The 15,197-nt window shown below is 68.8% G+C and carries 17 protein-coding genes; 7 read left to right on the top strand and 10 right to left on the bottom strand.

The window, feature by feature from the left end; genetic code table 11:
- Positions 1 to 26: 26 nt before the first annotated feature.
- The 3 genes from tadA to ABUE11_RS09470 all read left to right on the top strand — a co-directional run bounded on the left by tadA (position 27) and on the right by ABUE11_RS09470 (position 3,352).
- Positions 27 to 1,157 carry a tRNA adenosine(34) deaminase TadA gene (tadA, locus tag ABUE11_RS09480; protein ID WP_367065148.1) on the top strand — a complete coding sequence of 377 codons (1,131 nt, stop codon included), beginning with the start codon at positions 27 to 29 and terminating at the stop codon, positions 1,155 to 1,157.
- Between the two features lie 66 nt (positions 1,158 to 1,223).
- Positions 1,224 to 2,201 carry an LD-carboxypeptidase gene (locus tag ABUE11_RS09475; protein ID WP_367065147.1) on the top strand — a complete coding sequence of 326 codons (978 nt, stop codon included), beginning with the start codon at positions 1,224 to 1,226 and terminating at the stop codon, positions 2,199 to 2,201.
- A 218-nt stretch (positions 2,202 to 2,419) separates the two neighbouring features.
- On the top strand, positions 2,420 to 3,352 hold the full coding sequence (locus ABUE11_RS09470; protein WP_367065146.1) for an adenylate/guanylate cyclase domain-containing protein: 933 nt from the start codon (positions 2,420 to 2,422) through the stop codon (positions 3,350 to 3,352).
- A 66-nt stretch (positions 3,353 to 3,418) separates the two neighbouring features.
- Here the strand turns inward: ABUE11_RS09470 and ABUE11_RS09465 are convergent, their stop codons facing one another.
- The 3 genes from ABUE11_RS09465 to ABUE11_RS09455 all read right to left on the bottom strand — a co-directional run bounded on the left by ABUE11_RS09465 (position 3,419) and on the right by ABUE11_RS09455 (position 6,828).
- Complete coding sequence (locus ABUE11_RS09465; RefSeq protein WP_367065145.1) at positions 3,419 to 4,270, bottom strand: MinD/ParA family protein; 852 nt, start codon at positions 4,268 to 4,270, stop codon at positions 3,419 to 3,421.
- A gap of 10 nt (positions 4,271 to 4,280) precedes the next feature.
- On the bottom strand, positions 4,281 to 5,054 hold the full coding sequence (locus tag ABUE11_RS09460; protein ID WP_367065144.1) for a GGDEF domain-containing protein: 774 nt from the start codon (positions 5,052 to 5,054) through the stop codon (positions 4,281 to 4,283).
- Positions 5,055 to 5,151: 97 nt separating this feature from the next.
- Positions 5,152 to 6,828 carry a SulP family inorganic anion transporter gene (locus ABUE11_RS09455; RefSeq protein WP_367065143.1) on the bottom strand — a complete coding sequence of 559 codons (1,677 nt, stop codon included), beginning with the start codon at positions 6,826 to 6,828 and terminating at the stop codon, positions 5,152 to 5,154.
- 108 nt (positions 6,829 to 6,936) lie between these two features.
- Here ABUE11_RS09455 and ABUE11_RS09450 point away from each other — a divergent pair, with 108 nt between their 5' ends.
- Positions 6,937 to 8,166 carry a PLP-dependent transferase gene (locus tag ABUE11_RS09450; RefSeq protein WP_367065142.1) on the top strand — a complete coding sequence of 410 codons (1,230 nt, stop codon included), beginning with the start codon at positions 6,937 to 6,939 and terminating at the stop codon, positions 8,164 to 8,166.
- 277 nt (positions 8,167 to 8,443) lie between these two features.
- Complete coding sequence (locus tag ABUE11_RS09445) at positions 8,444 to 9,253, top strand: DUF2189 domain-containing protein (RefSeq protein ID WP_367065141.1); 810 nt, start codon at positions 8,444 to 8,446, stop codon at positions 9,251 to 9,253.
- Positions 9,254 to 9,263: 10 nt separating this feature from the next.
- Here the strand turns inward: ABUE11_RS09445 and ABUE11_RS09440 are convergent, their stop codons facing one another.
- Positions 9,264 to 9,914, bottom strand: a complete 651-nt coding sequence (locus tag ABUE11_RS09440) for an arylesterase (RefSeq protein ID WP_367065140.1) — start codon at positions 9,912 to 9,914, stop codon at positions 9,264 to 9,266.
- A 24-nt stretch (positions 9,915 to 9,938) separates the two neighbouring features.
- Between ABUE11_RS09440 and ABUE11_RS09435 the strand changes: the two genes are divergently transcribed.
- Positions 9,939 to 10,655: an ABC transporter ATP-binding protein gene (locus tag ABUE11_RS09435; RefSeq protein WP_367065139.1), complete on the top strand. Its 717-nt coding sequence runs from the start codon at positions 9,939 to 9,941 to the stop codon at positions 10,653 to 10,655.
- 93 nt (positions 10,656 to 10,748) lie between these two features.
- Here the strand turns inward: ABUE11_RS09435 and sstT are convergent, their stop codons facing one another.
- Positions 10,749 to 11,960 carry a serine/threonine transporter SstT gene (gene sstT / locus ABUE11_RS09430; RefSeq protein WP_367065138.1) on the bottom strand — a complete coding sequence of 404 codons (1,212 nt, stop codon included), beginning with the start codon at positions 11,958 to 11,960 and terminating at the stop codon, positions 10,749 to 10,751.
- A gap of 168 nt (positions 11,961 to 12,128) precedes the next feature.
- Here sstT and rlmB point away from each other — a divergent pair, with 168 nt between their 5' ends.
- Positions 12,129 to 12,875 (top strand): 23S rRNA (guanosine(2251)-2'-O)-methyltransferase RlmB, encoded by a 747-nt coding sequence (gene rlmB, locus ABUE11_RS09425; RefSeq protein WP_367065137.1) that lies wholly within the window; start codon positions 12,129 to 12,131, stop codon positions 12,873 to 12,875.
- A 45-nt stretch (positions 12,876 to 12,920) separates the two neighbouring features.
- On the opposite strand, the gene ABUE11_RS09420 is transcribed toward rlmB, so the two are convergent.
- From ABUE11_RS09420 to ABUE11_RS09400, 5 genes are read right to left on the bottom strand one after another with little or no spacing between them, the layout of a single operon-like run.
- Complete coding sequence (locus ABUE11_RS09420; RefSeq protein ID WP_367065136.1) at positions 12,921 to 13,307, bottom strand: VOC family protein; 387 nt, start codon at positions 13,305 to 13,307, stop codon at positions 12,921 to 12,923.
- A 57-nt stretch (positions 13,308 to 13,364) separates the two neighbouring features.
- Complete coding sequence (locus tag ABUE11_RS09415) at positions 13,365 to 13,850, bottom strand: VOC family protein (protein WP_367065135.1); 486 nt, start codon at positions 13,848 to 13,850, stop codon at positions 13,365 to 13,367.
- A 28-nt stretch (positions 13,851 to 13,878) separates the two neighbouring features.
- Positions 13,879 to 14,325: an SRPBCC family protein gene (locus ABUE11_RS09410; RefSeq protein WP_367065134.1), complete on the bottom strand. Its 447-nt coding sequence runs from the start codon at positions 14,323 to 14,325 to the stop codon at positions 13,879 to 13,881.
- Positions 14,326 to 14,350: 25 nt separating this feature from the next.
- The gene (locus ABUE11_RS09405) at positions 14,351 to 14,800 is read right to left on the bottom strand and encodes a VOC family protein (protein WP_367065133.1); all 450 of its coding nucleotides are present in this window, start codon (positions 14,798 to 14,800) and stop codon (positions 14,351 to 14,353) included.
- A gap of 35 nt (positions 14,801 to 14,835) precedes the next feature.
- Positions 14,836 to 15,183, bottom strand: coding sequence for a GFA family protein (locus ABUE11_RS09400; protein ID WP_367065132.1), 348 nt, complete (start codon positions 15,181 to 15,183; stop codon positions 14,836 to 14,838).
- Between the last annotated feature and the right edge of the window lie 14 nt (positions 15,184 to 15,197).

The following is a 15,197-nucleotide window of genomic DNA, read 5'->3' as shown; positions in this document are numbered from 1 at the left end:
ATATAAGCGCAGGAAGCTATCAAAACATGAGTGAACATGACGACGCCCACTGGATGCGCGAGGCACTGGCCCAGGCGCAGGCCGCCATGCAGGCGGGCGAGGTGCCCGTGGGCGCGGTGCTGGTGCGGGGCGGCCGGGTGATTGCCACCGGGCGCAATGCCCCGATTGCCGGCCACGACCCCACGGCCCATGCCGAGATGGTGGCGCTGCGCGATGCGGCGCGGCGGCTGGCCAACTATCGCCTGGACGACTGCACGCTGTACGTGACGCTCGAGCCCTGCGCCATGTGCAGCGGCGCCATGCTGCACGCCCGCCTGCCGCGCGTGGTCTATGGCGCGGCCGACCCCAAGACGGGCGCGGCGGGCTCGGTGGTGAATCTGTTTGCCGAGCCGCGGCTCAATCACCAGACGCAGATCGAGGGTGGCGTGCTGGCCGAGGACTGCGGCGCGCTGCTCAGCGACTTTTTTCGCGCGCGCCGGCGCGAGCAGCGCGCGCGCGAGCTCGCAGCCCACCCGCTGCGCCAGGATGCGCTGCGCACGCCCGATGGCGCCTTTGCCGGCCTGCCCGACTACCCCTGGGCGCCGCAGTATGTGAGCGACCTGCCGGCGCTGGCCGGCCTGCGCCTGCATTACCTCGACGAAGGCCCGCGCGATGCGTCGCGCAGCTGGCTGCTGCTGCATGGCTGCGAGGGCTGGAGCTACGAATGGCGCCACCTGCTCGCGGCGCTGTGCGCGGCGGGCGAGCGCGTGCTGGCGCCGGACCTGATCGGCTTTGGCAAGAGCGACAAGCCCAAGAAGACCGCCGCGCACGACGTGGCCTGGCACAGGCAGGTGTTGCTGGAACTGCTCGACCGCCTGGACCTGCGCCATGTGGTGCTGGTGACGCGCGCGGGCGGCTGGGAGCCGCTGGCGCTCGACGCCGCCGGGCGCTTTGCCGGCCTGCTTGAGCTGCACGCGCCGGTGCCCCATGGCCCGGCCTATGAGGCGCCATTCCCGGACGCCGGCCACCGCGCCGGGCCGCGCGCCTGTGTGCTGTGGGGGCAGGGCGCAGGCCCTGGGCGCGTGCCCCTGCGCGCGCTCACCGAGCGCTGCAGGCTGGACGACCCGCAGTCGGCCCGCCAGGTGGCGGCGCGCGCTGTGGAATACTTTCGGCTTTGACCCCCGGCGCCGCAAGCGGCGCCCTCACTGCACGGAGCGCGCCCGCCTGGGGCGCGAGACAGCGCCTTGTCCCACGATCACGATCACGCCCATTGCGGCCACGACCACGGCCCGCGCCACATCTACATCTACTCCCCCTCGGGCGCCGTGCGCGACAAGGCGGCCTTCCGGCGCGGCATCAAGCGCCTTCAGGCCATGGGCCACGAGGTCGAGGTGGACCCCGACGCGCTCGCCAGCCACCAACGCTTTGCCGGCGACGACGACACGCGCCTGGCCGCCATCCACCGCGCGGCGGCCAGCGGCGCCGACGTGGCGCTGATCAGCCGCGGCGGCTATGGCCTCACGCGCATCCTGCCGCGCATCCAGTACAAGGCCGTGGCCAAGGCCGTGCAGCGCGGCACGCAGTTTGTCGGGGTGAGCGACTTCACGGCCTTCCAGTGCGCGCTGCTGGCCCAGACCGGCGCCACCACCTGGGCCGGCCCGGCGCTGGTGGGCGACCTGGGCGTGGCGGGCGAGCCCGACGACATCATGCTCGCCTGCCTTGACGATTTGTTCACCGGCCACGGCGAGGGCAGCGGCTGGCGCATGCATGCCGAAAAGCCCCTGGCCGATGGCCGGCCCGCCGTGCGCGACTTCTATGTGAAGAAGGCCCGGCTCTGGGGCGGCAACCTGGCCACGCTGTGCTCGCTCGTGGGCACGCCCTACCTGCCGCAGGTCAAGGGCGGTGTGTTGTTCCTCGAGGATGTGGGCGAGCATCCCTACCGCATCGAGCGCCTGCTCACCCAACTGCTGCATGCCGGGGTGCTGGCGCAGCAAAAGGCCGTCGTCCTGGGCCAGTTCAACGAGTACAAGCTGACGCCGCACGACAAGGGCTTCAGGCTGCAGTCGGTGGTGGACTGGCTGCGCACGCAGATCAAGGCCCCCGTGCTCACCAATCTGCCGTTCGGCCATGTGCCCACCAAGGTGCTGCTGCCCGTGGGTGCCGAGGTGTCGCTCTCCGTCGAAGGACGCGACGCGCTCATCTATTGGGGGCATGGTCACTGACTGCTATGCTTTGAGGAGCTGTTGACGCAGCCTGCATGGGCCACGGAGCCCAATTTGTCCAAAAATCCGCCAGCCCTTGCCGAAGGGCATGGGTCTTGCGTTCGCCCGCGGCCGTGCACAGGCATCTGTAATATGATTGCGTATCGTATTTTGTGTAACCAATAATTTCATGATGCGGCGCCGGATCACGGACTGGCGCGCTGCCGCAAGACAGGAGCATGAACGTGACCCCCTGCACCACGGTGGTGTTTGCAGACCTGGCTGGAAGCACGGCGCTGTTCGAGGCCCTGGGCAACGAAGAGGCCGCCGCACTGGTGACCCGGTTGACGAGCGATATCGCTGCCTGCGTGGTCGAGCATCGCGGGCGGGTGGTGAAAAAGCTGGGCGATGGCGTGCTCGGTGTCTTTCAAGGTGCCGAAGACGCGCTGGCGGCCTCGGTCGCATTGATGCGCCGGCATCAACTGTGGCTGCAAGCCCGCTCCAGTGAGCCGCAGGTGGCCATCCATGTGGGGTTGGCCAGCGGCGAGGTGGTCGAAATGGATGGGGACTGCTATGGCGACGCGGTGAACCTGGCGGCCCGGCTCTGTGATCTGGCCGGCGAGGGCGAGGTCTGGGCGACCGAGGCTGTGGTGGCCGGTCAGCGCGAGGCGCATGGCATGGGCTTTGTTCGCCTGGGGCATGTCGAAGTCCGGGGCAAGGCCGAGCCACAGCTCATGTACCAGGTCGAGTGGCGCGAGGGCGAGCGGGACGGCTCCACCATTCACGCCGATCTGATCAGTGAACTCAACGGGGCCGCTGTGGACGGAGCCCAGGTTCACCTGCAGGGGCCCGACGGCAGCACGCTGCCCGTCACCAGCATGGTGCCCGTGCAGCTGGGGCGTGCGCCGGAGTCCGATCTGTACCTGTCCGACCCGCGCGTCTCGCGCGTACATGCGCGCGTGCAGTGGCGCCAGGGGGCCTTTGTGCTCACCGATCTGAGCAGCTATGGCACCTGGGTGCGCTTCGACGGCAGTGAGACGCCCGTACAGCTGCGCCGTGACAATTGCCTGCTGCATGGCGCAGGCGAGATCGCGCTGGGCGTGCCATTCACCGAAAGCACGGCGCCCGTTGTGAGCTTTCAGGTGTGCGACGCCTCTGCGCGCACCGCGTGACGGGCCGGCCAGCGCCGGCACCCGGCCGGACCTGCAAACCTGTTTTGCGGACCGGCCAGTGGCTCGCTATGCCACGGGCCTCAGCACCGTGGTCTCGATCTTGTTGGCGAGCTGCGCCACGGCCAGGGCGGCGGGCGTGCCGGGCATCTGCTGCAGGAGCAGCTGGCGGCGCATGACGGCCTCGCGCACCGCGGTGTCGGCCGGAATGTCCCCCATGTGGATCAGGCGCACGGGGCGTCCCGTGTCCGTCGCCACAAAGCGGTCGAGCACCTGCTGGAGCTGGCCCGTGATGGCGCGGCCGTCGCCGGGGCGCGCTGCCTGGTTGACCACCAGCCGCACCTGCTGGCGCCGTTGCTGGGTGGCCAGCACCTTGATCGCGGCATAGGCGTCGGTCAGAGAGGTGGGCTCGGGGGTGGCCACGACCAGCACCTCCTGGGCCAGCGACACCGAATACAGCACGACATCGGAGATGCCCGCGCCCGTGTCCAGAAGCACCACGTCGTACTGCGGCGCCAGGGCCTGGATGACGTTGAGAAGCTCGCTGCGCACCTCGGGCGTCAGGCGCGAATACTCGACCATGCCCGATCCGGCCAGCACCACGGAGAAGCCGCCAGGCGCCTTGACCACCGCCTGGTCCAGCGTGGCCTTGCCCGTGAACACATCGTGCAGCGTGACCTTGGGGTGGAGGTTCAGCACCACGTCCAGGTTGGCGAGCCCGAGATCCGCGTCCAGCACGAGCACGCGCAGGCCGCGGCGGGTCAGGGCGGCTGCCAGGTTGGCCGAAACAAAGGTCTTGCCCACGCCACCCTTGCCACTGGTGATGGCAATGATGCGCGAATCCGTCGGGCCGCCGGCCGCGGGTGCAGCGGCGTCTGCCGATGCCGGCGTCTTGGGGCGGGAGTACAGCGCGTCGTTCATCGTCTTGCTTTCATATGGCGCTGCGGGTGGATGGGTCCAGGAGCGAGGGCAGGTCGCCCCATCCCGAGGGCGTGTACAGGGGGCCAAACAGCAAACTCTTCTCCTCTGCGCTGACACTGCTGTCGGGTTGATCTTCGATGCTGATACGGTTGCGTCCGGCGAGCTTGGCCTTGTACAGCTCGGCATCGGCGCGGTCTATCCACAGCGAGGTGGTGCTGCGTATCCATTGCAGAGCAAATGCCCCGCCTATGCTGACCGTGACGTTCAATGCCAGCGAGGGCGAGACACGCACGGGCGTGGACTCGACCGCGTGGCGCACCCGTTCGGCCACCGCGCGCCCGAAGCCGAACTGGCACGCCGGCAGCACGATGGCGAACTCTTCGCCGCCGAAACGGGCCACGGTGTCCATGGGGCGCACGCAGGATTCGAGCGTGCGCGCCACCGACTGGAGCACGACGTCGCCGGCCAGATGACCATGGCTGTCGTTGACCTTCTTGAAATGGTCGATATCCAGTATCAGCAGCAATGCGGCCTCGCCGGATCGGGCCACGCGATCGATCTCGCGCTCGAGCACCGCCCCGATATGGCGACGATTGGGAAGCCCTGTCAGCGGGTCCTTCAACGAGAGCTCACAGAGCCCGTCGATGAGGTCTTGCAGGTATTCCAGCGGCGACTGCTCTTGCAGGGGCTGCTCGGAACCCAGGGATTGAGCTACCAGCGCGTGCGCGGTGGCCAGTCGCAGGTCACGCAGACGGACGGTTGCAGGATGCGCGGTATCAGTCACAAAATGAAACAAATAAAGATGGCAGTGTAGCAGCCCTGAGCGGCCTGGCGGGACTCTTCCCATGGTTCCCTGGGCCGCGGTGCATCCACCCGAGATTTTATGGTGTGCGTGATGTGTCTTCGAGCGCAGCAACCGCTTCCGCATCGGTGCGGTAGGTGGTGAAGTTGGGCCCTGGCGCCAGGGCACCCGCGGCTTCCAGGCGGCGTTGCACGGGCAGCTTGATGCCGGTCACGTGCAACATGCCGCCATGGCTTTGCAGCAGGGCGCGCAGGCGCAGAAACACCTCCACGCCTGTCACGTCGATGCGGTTGATGGGCTGGGCGAACAGGCACAGGTGGCGTGTCTCGGGGTGGCTTGCCAGCTCGTCGGCGACGCGCCGCTCCAGCGCGTTGGCGGAGGCGAAGTCCAGTTCCGCGTCCATGCGCAGCGCCAGCACCTGGGGCGCCAGCGGGGGCAGGCGCCACAGATGGCGATCGCGCAGGCTGCCGTCCGGGTGCAGGCCCACCTCGATGATGCGCGGATGCAGCCGCTGGTAGAGAAAATGGCTCAGATTCATCACGATGCCCGCGAGCACCCCCCAGTACAGGCGCGGGGCGGTGGCCAGCGTCAGCGCAAAGGTGGCAAGGCCTATGACCGTCTCCACGCGCGCGATGCGCCACAACGCCAGCATGCTGCGCGGCTTGATCAGGTTGGTGACGGCGGCCACCACCACCGCCGCGAGCACCGACTGCGGCACGTGGTAGAGCGCGGGCGTGAGCCACAGCAGCGTGGCCAGCACGAGCACCAGCGCAAACAGCGTCGCCCAGCCGGTCCTGGCGCCCGCGTAGAGGTTGATGGCCGAGCGCGAGAACGAGGCGCTGGTGGCGAAGCTGCCGCACAGGCCCGAGCTCATCTTGGCCAGGCCGTGGGCGATCAGGTCCTGGTTCTCGTTCCAGCGCGTGCCGCCCTGCTGGTGCTCGACCTTGGCGCTGGACGCCGTCTCCAGAAAGCTCACCAGGGTCACCACCAGCACCGGCATAACCAGGCCGCCGAGCTCGTCCCAGGACAGCCAGCCCGGCCAATAGGGCGAGGGCAGCCCCGAGGGCAGGTGGCCTATCACCGCGCCATGGGCGTCGGCATAGTCCATGGCCCAGCTGATGAAGGCCGCCACGGCGATCAGGACGATGGCCGCCGGAAAGCCCGAGCGCCAGCGCTTGGCCAGCACCAGAAACGCCCAGCTGCCCAGGCCAAAGGTCAGCGCCGTCAGGTCGAAATGCTGCACCGACGGGCTCACGGCCAGTGCATGCCAGCCGGTGCGCAGGCCGAGCAGGGCAGGGAGCTGCGAGGTGAAGATCAGCAGCGCCGCCGCCTGGGTGAAGCCGCCGAGCACGGGTGATGTGACCAGATTGAGCAGCCAGCCAAAGCGCACCACGCCCAGCAGCAGCTGCAGCAACCCCGAGAGCAAGGCCATCCACGCCGCGAGCGCCACCCACTGCGCGCTGCCGGGCTCGGCCATGCCCGTGAGCGAAGCGCCTATGAGCAGGCTGGTGAGGGCCGTGGGGCCCACGCCCAGGCGTGTGGAGGAGCTCCAGAGCACGGCGACCAGCGCCGGGACTAAAGAGGCGTAGATGCCCGTCACCAGCGGCATGCCGGCCAGTGCCGCATAGGCCACGCCCTGGGGCACGAGCATCAGGCCCACCGTCATGCCGGCCCAGAACTCTCCTCTCAGCAGTTCCCCGGTCGGGCGCGGCCAGGCGAGAAAGGGCAGATAGCGGTGCAGCATCGGTATAGGCATGGGGCATGGATTGTTACATCAGCGCCATGCCCATGCCCGTCTTCCTGCTCGGCCTGCGATGGCCGCGGTTTCTGACATCCCGGCGCGCGCGGCCGCTACCATTGCCGCATGACTGATACCGTCCCCGCCGATCTGGCCACCCGACTGATACACCACGCATACACGCCGCCTGCGGGCTTCGAGGCGCCGCAGCCGGCCGTGCACAAGGCGTCCACCGTCATCTTCCCCAACGTGGCTGCCGTGCGCGCGCGTGAGTGGAAGGACAAGACCAGCTACACCTACGGCCTGCATGGCACGCCCACCACCTATCAGCTCGAGGAGCGCCTGGCCACGCTGGAAGGGGGCGTGCAATGCCTGCTCGCGCCCAGCGGCCTGGCGGCGATCGCCACCGTGTCACTGTCGCTGCTGCGCCAGGGCGACGAGGTGCTGATTCCCGACAACGCCTACGGCCCCAATCTGGCCCTGGCCGAGGTGGAGCTGCGCCACTACGGCATACGCCACCAGGTCTATGACCCGCTGGACCCGGCCGACCTGGCCGCGCGCATCAGCGACGCCACGCGGCTCGTGTGGCTGGAGGCACCGGGCTCGGTGACGCTGGAGTTCCCCGACCTTGCCGAGCAGCTGCGCATCTGCCGCGCACGCGGCGTGACCACGGTGCTGGACAACACCTGGGGCGCGGGCCTGGCCTTTGCGCCGTTCGACCTGCTCGGCGATGGCAGCCTGGGCGTGGACATCAGCGTGCATGCGCTGACCAAGTACCCGAGCGGCGGCGGCGACGTGCTCATGGGCAGCATCATCACGCGCGACGAGGCACTGCACCTCAGGCTCAAGCTCACCCACATGCGCCTGGGCCTGGGCGTGGGCGCCAACGATGTCGAGGCGGTGCTGCGCTCCCTGCCCAGCCTGGCGCTGCGCTACCGGGCGCACGATGCGGCCGCGCGCGAGCTCGCTAGCTGGATGGGCACGCAGGCGCCCGTGGCCCAGGTGCTGCATCCGGCACTGGCAGGCAGCCCGGGCCATGCGCACTGGCGCGCGCTGTGCGGCCAGGCCGGCGGCCCGCAGGGGGCGGCGGCGGGCCTGTTCAGCGTGGTCATCGACGCGCGTCACGGCCAGGACGAGGTCGATGCGTTCTGCGACGCCCTGCGCCTGTTTCGCCTGGGCTACAGCTGGGGCGGCCCCATGAGCCTGGTCATGCCCTACGACCTGCCGAGCATGCGCCAGCGCGCCACGCCTCAGCTACGGCCCGGCACGGTGGTGCGTTTTGCCGTGGGGCTGGAGGCCGTCGAGGACCTGCGCCAGGACCTGGCCCAGGCCATGGCGCAGGCCTTTTCGCGCTAAGAGGCTGTGCGTTTTTCCCCTGTGCCCGCCCTGCACGCCAAAACACCCCCGCTCGTCGTTGCAAATACTCGCCATAGCTCGGGCTATGTCTGCGTTTTTCGCCTCGATCGGGTGCGTTGTGGCGCGCCTTTCGGGCACGAGGGAAACACCCACAGCCTCTGACGGGCTTCACCGCCCGTCCGTGGAGCGGGCGGGGTGGTAGTTTCCTTGATGTTCGACAAGCGCACCCGTGGCTATGGTGGCTGCAACGCCACCACCGAGCCGACGAGACCGCGCCATGTCCGACACCTCCGCTCCCGCATCCGCCCGGCCCGCCACCGCACCCCTGGTGCTCAACCCCCTGGGCTGGCGCGATCCTTTCCTCTGGCTTGCACGCGGCGTGCAGGACCTGCGCGCCGCCCCCGGCATTGCCTTGTTCTACGGCCTGTGCTTCTGGGCCATGGCGCTGCTGCTGGGCTGGGTGTTCAGGGCGCAGCCCGAATACACCATGTCGCTGGCCAGCGGCTGCCTGCTCGTGGGGCCGTTTCTGGCCATGGGCCTGTACGAAACCAGCCGCCGGCGCGAGGCGGGCCTGCCGCCCGAGCTCGGCCAGTCCATCACCTGCTGGGACAGTCACATGGGCAGCATGGGCATGCTGGTGCTGGTGCTCATCGTGTTGGAGCTGCTCTGGGGCCGGGCCTCGCTGGTCGTGTTTGCGGTGTTCTTCAACACCGGCATGCCCTCGACCACGGGCGTCATACAGGCCGTGTTCAACCCGCAGAACTGGCAGTTCGTGCTCGTCTACGCGTTGGTCGGTGGGGTGTTTGCCGTGTTGGTGTTCTGCACCACGGTGGTGTCCATCCCCATGATTCTTGACCGCGACACCGATGCGCTGACGGCCGGCATCACCAGCATCCGCGTGGTGCTGGAGAACCCCGGCGTCATGCTGCTGTGGGGGGCGCTGATCACGCTGCTCGTGGCCCTGTCGCTGTGGGCCTGGGGGGCGGGCCTGATCGTCGTCGGGCCGCTGCTGGGCCATGCCAGTTGGCATGCCTATCGCGCGGCCGTGGCGCGGCCCGCACCGGCGCCGCAGGCCGAGGGCGCCTGAGCTGCTTGACCTACTTGAGCAGCTTGCGCAGCTCGGGCCAGACGTTGTCCAGCATGCGCGGCTGGGCCTGGGCGTTGGGGTGGATGCGGTCGGGCTGGAACAGCGCCGTGGGGTTGGGCGCGTCGGCCACGCCCTGGAGCAGAAACGGCACCAGGGCGGCCTTGCGCTCCCTGGCCACCGTCTCGAACAGGCCGGCAAAGCGCCGTCCATAGTCCGCGCCATAGTTGGGCGGCACCTGCATGCCCACAAGCAGCACGCGCGCTCCTGCGGCCTGGGCCTGGGCGGTCATGGCGCTCAGGTTGTCCTGGGTGTTGGCCAGGGGCAGGCCGCGCAGCGCGTCGTTGCCGCCGAGCTCGATCACCACCGTGGTAGGCTGATGCGCCTTGAGCAGCGCCGCCAGCCTGGCTCGGCCACCGGCCGTGGTGTCGCCGCTGACGCTGGCGTTGACCACCGTGGCGTCGATCTTCTCCTGTGTGAGGCGCTGCTCCAGCAACCTGACCCAGCCGCTGCCGCGCGCCAGGCCATATTCGGCACTGAGCGAGTCGCCCACGATCAGGATCACGGCCGGCCGCCGGGCGGGTCGCCCGCTGCCGGCCTGTGCCCGCGCCGCGCCCAGAACGAGGGAGGCCGCGCCTGCCACGATAAAGTCACGCCTTGCCATTGAATTCACTGCCGAGAACCTTTCATGTCCGAAACCCTTGCCGCCGCCCTTGACCAGACGCCGGCGTCTGCGCTGCCCGAGCCCATCATTGCCGTGCAGCATGTGTGCAAATCCGTCACCGACTCCACGGGCACGCTGGAGATTCTGCGCGACATCGACTTCACGCTCGCGCCCCGGGAGACGGTGGCCATTGTCGGCGCCTCCGGCTCGGGCAAGAGCACGCTGCTGTCCATCATTGCCGGGCTGGACACGCCCACGCGCGGCACTGTGCGCCTGGCCGGACAGGACCTGTTTGCGCTCGATGAGGACGAGCGCGCGGCGCTGCGTGCGCGCAGGCTCGGCTTTGTGTTTCAGAGCTTTCAGCTGCTGGGCAACCTCACGGCGCTGGAGAACGTCATGCTGCCGCTGGAGCTCGCGGGCAGCCGCGACGCGCGCCGGCGCGCGGCCGACATGCTCGAGCGCGTGGGCCTCGGCCAGCGGCTCGGGCATTACCCCAAGCTGCTCTCGGGCGGCGAGCAGCAGCGCGTGGCGCTGGCCCGAGCCTTCGTCGTCGAGCCCGCCGTGCTGCTGGCCGACGAGCCCACGGGCAGCCTGGACTTTGCCACCGGCGAGACCATCATGGAGCTGATGTTTGCCTTGAACCGCGAGCAGGGCACGACCCTGGTGCTGGTGACGCACGACCGCGCCATCGCCGCGCGCTGCGACCGGCGCATCACCATCGAGGCGGGGAGAATCAAGTAAAAACGATAGCTGCCAACGCTCATGCAACAAGGGGTTCATGGTTTTTTGACCATGAACCCCTTGTCCATCAAGCGCGAGCAGCTATGAAATTATTTATGACTGTTCCTTGGCCAGGCAGGCCGTGGCGGTGAACAGCACGTCGGTGGAGGAGTTCAGCGCGGTCTCGGTCGAGTCCTGCAGCACACCGATGATGAAGCCCACGCCGACCACCTGCATGGCCACGTCGTTGCCTATGCCGAACAGGCTGCAGGCCAGCGGAATCAGCAGCAGCGAGCCACCGGCCACGCCCGAGGCGCCGCAGGCGCAGACCGAGGCCACCACGCACAGCAGCAGCGCCGTCGGCATGTCCACGTGGACGCCCAGCGTATGCGCGGCCGCCAGCGACAGCACGCTGATGGTGATGGCCGCGCCCGCCATGTTGATGGTCGCGCCCAGTGGAATGGCGATGCTGTACGTCTCCTCATTGAGGTTCAGTCGTTTGCACAGCGCCAGATTGATCGGGATGTTGGCGGCCGAGCTGCGCGTGAAGAAGGCCGTCACGCCGCTCTCGCGCAGGCAGGTGAAGACCAGCGGATAGGGGTTGCGGCGGAGGACGAGAAAGACGATCAGCGGGTTGACCACCAGCGCCACGAAGAGCATGCAGCCCAGCAGCACGGTCAGCAGCCGGGCATAGCCCCAGAGCGCCTGGGTGCCGGCCTCGGCAAAGGTGGCGGCGACCAGGCCCATGATGCCCAGCGGCGCGCAGCGGATCACCCACTGGATGACCTGCGTGACGGCCTGGGCGCCGTCCTGCAGCGCCGTGCGCGTGCCGTCGCTGGCGTGGCGCAGCGCGATGCCCAGCGCAATGGCCCAGGCCAGAATGCCGATGTAGTTGGCCTCCAGCAGCGACTTCACCGGGTTGGCCGTGATGCTTTGCACCACGTTGAGCAGCACCTCGGACACCGCGCCGGGGGGGGTCGTGCCCTGGGCCTGGGTCTGCAGCACCAGCGTGGAGGGAAACAGCATGCTCGCCGTCACCCCCACCGTGGCCGCGGCCAGCGTGCCCACGGCGTAGAGCATGAGCACGGGGCGCATATGGGTGGTCTCTCCGGGGCGGTGGTTGCTGATGGCGGCCATGACCAGCACGAACACCAGCACCGGCGCAATGGCCTTGAGCGCCGCGATGAACAGATTGCCCAGAAAGGCCACGGACGGCGTGGCCGAAGGCAACAGCACAGCCAGTGCGACGCCGGCCACCAGGCCGATCATGATCTGGGCGACAAGACTGGTGCGCTGGAGCCAGCGCAGCAAGGGAGAGAACAACATGGCGAGCAGGGTATGAAGCCCCCTGGCCGCCGGGCCGGTAAGCCACGGTGCGGCGCCACCGCGGCGCATGGCCGCGGGCAGGGGGAGAGGGCGAACAGGGTAAACGGCGGATTTTAGGTGAACGTGCCAATGGCCCTGCGCGGCGCGGCCAGACCGGATAATCGCCGCATGTCCTCCCCCAAAGTCCTGTTCGGCTTTCATGCCGTGGGCGTGCGTCTGAAGACGGCGCCGCAATCCATCATCGAGGTGTATTACGAGGCCACGCGCCGCGACGCGCGCATGCGCCAGTTCCTCGCGCGCGCCAAGGAGGCGGGCGTGCGCCTGATCGAGGCCGACGGCCTGCGCCTGGCCAAGCTGGCCGGCAGCCATGGCCACCAGGGCGTGGCCGCGCGCGTGGAGGCCGTCGCGCAGATGCAGTCGCTCGACGAGCTGCTCGACCGGCTGGAGGAGGGCGGCGTGGCGAACCCGCTGCTCTTGGTGCTCGACGGCGTGACCGACCCGCACAACCTGGGCGCCTGCCTGCGCTGTGCGGACGGCGCCGGCGCCCACGCCGTGATCGCGCCCAAGGACCATGCGGTGGGCGTCAACGCCACCGTGGCCAAGGTGGCCAGCGGCGCGGCCGAGACCGTGCCCTACTTCATGGTCACGAACCTGGCGCGCACCCTGAACGAGCTCAAGGAGCGGGGCATCTGGGTCGTGGGCACCAGCGGCGACGCCGACAAGACGCTCTACCAGGTGGACTTGAAGGGCCCCGTGGCCCTGGTGCTGGGCGCCGAGGGCCCGGGCATGCGCCAGCTCACGCGCAAGACCTGCGATGAGCTGGTGCGCATTCCCATGCAGGGCGCGGTCGAGAGCCTGAACGTCTCGGTGGCCAGCGCCCTCTGCCTGTACGAGGCGCTGCGCCAGCGCGGCTGAGGCGGGGCGGGCCGCCCGCCGCAGGGGCCGCGCCGGATGCCTGCCTCAATCCATCGAGTGCAGGCCAATGCAGTTGCCCTCGCTGTCCGCGACGAGGGCGATGTGGCCGTGTGGCGCGATGGAAAACTTGGGCCTGAGCACCTGACCGCCGGCCGCCGCGACGCGGCCTTGCTCCACGGCGCAATCGGCACAGGCGAAATAGACCAGGGTGCCGCCCCCGCCCGAGGGCATGCCATCCATGCGCACCAGGGTGCCGGTGGCGCCCATGGCGCCCATGTCGGCGGGAAAGCTCAGCATCTGCATGCCGCCGTCCAGCCCATCTGGCGTGGCCAGTGGCGTGAGCGTGCACTGGAACACCGTCTCGTAGAAGCGCTGCGCGCGCGCCATGTCCTGGACATAGATCTCGAACCAGACGACCGGGTTGGGTTTCATGGATGTCTCCTGAGGGGGATGGTGGGCCCGGCCTTCGGGCCCGGACGGTGCGCCGCGCTAACCGCGGCGCGCCGCTTCGATGGCGGCGATGTCGATCTTGCGCATCTGCATCATGGCCGCGAAGACGCGGCCGGCCACGGCCGGGTCCGGGTCGGCCACGCCTTCGAGCAGGATGCGCGGCGTGATCTGCCAACTGATGCCCCAGCGGTCCCTGCACCAGCCGCATTCGCTCTCGCTGCCACCATTTCCGACGATGGCGTTCCAGTAGCGGTCGGTCTCCTGCTGGTCGGCGGTGCTGACCTGGAACGAGAACGCCTCGCAATGCCTGAATGCCGGCCCGCCATTGAGGCCGACGCAGGGGATGCCGAGCACGGTGAACTCCACCGTGAGCACGTCGCCCCGCCGGCCCGATGGATAGTCGGCGGGCGCGCGCAGGATGGCGCCCACGGACGAGTCGGGGAAGGTCTGGGCGTAGAACCGCGCGGCCTGCTCGGCCTCGCCGTCGTACCACAGGCAGATGGTGTTTCTTGCGGCGCCGGCCATGGTGTTGCTCCTTGCGGTGGGTGTGGTGTCAGCCGCGAATCTCGGGCTCCACGAGCGCGGCGAGCTGGGTGAGCGACTCCTGCCAGCCCAGATAGCACATCTCCAGCGGTATGGCCTGCGGTATGCCGGCCTGGGTGATATGCAGCTCGGTGCCGCACAGCACCGGCGTGAGGCGCACGGTGACCTCCAGCGTGCCAGGCAGCTGAGGGTCGTCAAACCGGTCGGTGTAGCGGATCAGCGCGTCCGGCACGAGCTCCAGGTACTCGCCGCCAAAACTGTGACCGTGGCCCGTGCCGAAGTTGTGAAACGCCATGTGAAAGCTGCCGCCGGCGCGCGCCTCCAGATGCTGCACCCGGCAGGTGAAGCCATGGGGCGGCAGCCACTTGGTCAGGGCGTCGGCCTCGAGAAAGGCGCGGTAGAGCTTGTGCGGCGCGCAGCGCAGCACGCGGTGCAGATGGACGGTGCGCTCGGACATATTGCCTCCTCAATGGTGCCTGGCGTCAGGCCTGGGGCTGCACGTTCACCATCCACGGCGTGCCGAAACGGTCGCGCGCCATGCCAAAGCCGGGAGACCAGAAGGTGGCGGCAAACGGCATCGCGATCTGCCCGCCCTGGCTCAGGGCGTCGAACAGGCGCCGTCCCTCGGCCACGTCGGCCGCCTGGATCGACACCCACAGGCCCTGGGGTCGCTCGTAGCCGCCGCAGCTCGCTGGGTCCTGGCCGGGCGCGACGGGAAGGGCGTCCGAGCCCATGAGCGACTGCCCGTTGAACTGAAGGTGCACATGCATGATGCGGCTTCTGGCCGTTTCGGGCAGCGGTGGCATGCCCGCGTCGGCGGGTGCCTCGCCAAAGCTGCTCTGGTGCACGATGGTGCCGCCAAACACCTGGGCGTAGAAGGCAAAGGCCTCGGCGCAGTTGCCGTCAAAGTTGAGGTAGGGGGTGAGCTGCATGCTTGTCTCCTGGGCTTGTGGTTGGGGTAGAAGGGTCACAGCGCGCGCCCGTCAAAGTGCCTGACGGTGAGGCCGTCGATGTCCAGGCCCTGAACGCAGCGCACGTTGATGGCCGCCACCGTTCTGCCCTTGGGATCGATACCCTCGGCATAGGGGTGAATGCCGCAGGTCGGACAGAAGCGATGGCGTATCTGGTGCTTGTGGAACTGGTAGGTCGCCGCCGCGTCGTCCGGCGTCAGGCGGGTGAGCGCCTCCAGCGGCAGAAACCACAACAGCGAGCCCTTGCGGCTGCAAATCGAGCAGTTGCACGACACCACTTCCTGGATCTCACCTTCGAACTCCACCGCCACGTTTCCGCAGTGGCAACTGGCCTGGTACTTCATGGCATTTCCTTTGG

Origin of the sequence: Oryzisolibacter sp. LB2S (genome assembly GCF_040732315.1) — a bacterium.
In the GTDB taxonomy this organism is placed as follows: Bacteria; Pseudomonadota; Gammaproteobacteria; order Burkholderiales; family Burkholderiaceae_C; genus Alicycliphilus; species Alicycliphilus soli.
The sequence above is the reverse complement of the archived record's forward strand: the minus strand, read 5'-3'. Positions and strand labels throughout refer to the sequence as shown.

Excerpts from the sequence above, each read along its gene's own strand:
- tadA (WP_367065148.1), top strand. The coding sequence starts at position 27 with ATGAGTGAACATGACGACGCCCACTGGATGCGCGAGGCACTGGCCCAG.
- ABUE11_RS09470 (WP_367065146.1), top strand. The coding sequence starts at position 2,420 with ATGAACGTGACCCCCTGCACCACGGTGGTGTTTGCAGACCTGGCTGGA.
- ABUE11_RS09465 (WP_367065145.1), bottom strand. The coding sequence starts at position 4,270 with ATGAACGACGCGCTGTACTCCCGCCCCAAGACGCCGGCATCGGCAGAC.
- ABUE11_RS09455 (WP_367065143.1), bottom strand. The coding sequence starts at position 6,828 with ATGCCTATACCGATGCTGCACCGCTATCTGCCCTTTCTCGCCTGGCCG.
- ABUE11_RS09450 (WP_367065142.1), top strand. The coding sequence starts at position 6,937 with ATGACTGATACCGTCCCCGCCGATCTGGCCACCCGACTGATACACCAC.
- ABUE11_RS09445 (WP_367065141.1), top strand. The coding sequence starts at position 8,444 with ATGTCCGACACCTCCGCTCCCGCATCCGCCCGGCCCGCCACCGCACCC.
- ABUE11_RS09440 (WP_367065140.1), bottom strand. The coding sequence starts at position 9,914 with ATGGCAAGGCGTGACTTTATCGTGGCAGGCGCGGCCTCCCTCGTTCTG.
- ABUE11_RS09435 (WP_367065139.1), top strand. The coding sequence starts at position 9,939 with ATGTCCGAAACCCTTGCCGCCGCCCTTGACCAGACGCCGGCGTCTGCG.
- sstT (WP_367065138.1), bottom strand. The coding sequence starts at position 11,960 with ATGTTGTTCTCTCCCTTGCTGCGCTGGCTCCAGCGCACCAGTCTTGTC.
- rlmB (WP_367065137.1), top strand. The coding sequence starts at position 12,129 with ATGTCCTCCCCCAAAGTCCTGTTCGGCTTTCATGCCGTGGGCGTGCGT.
- ABUE11_RS09420 (WP_367065136.1), bottom strand. The coding sequence starts at position 13,307 with ATGAAACCCAACCCGGTCGTCTGGTTCGAGATCTATGTCCAGGACATG.
- ABUE11_RS09415 (WP_367065135.1), bottom strand. The coding sequence starts at position 13,850 with ATGGCCGGCGCCGCAAGAAACACCATCTGCCTGTGGTACGACGGCGAG.
- ABUE11_RS09410 (WP_367065134.1), bottom strand. The coding sequence starts at position 14,325 with ATGTCCGAGCGCACCGTCCATCTGCACCGCGTGCTGCGCTGCGCGCCG.
- ABUE11_RS09405 (WP_367065133.1), bottom strand. The coding sequence starts at position 14,800 with ATGCAGCTCACCCCCTACCTCAACTTTGACGGCAACTGCGCCGAGGCC.
- ABUE11_RS09400 (WP_367065132.1), bottom strand. The coding sequence starts at position 15,183 with ATGAAGTACCAGGCCAGTTGCCACTGCGGAAACGTGGCGGTGGAGTTC.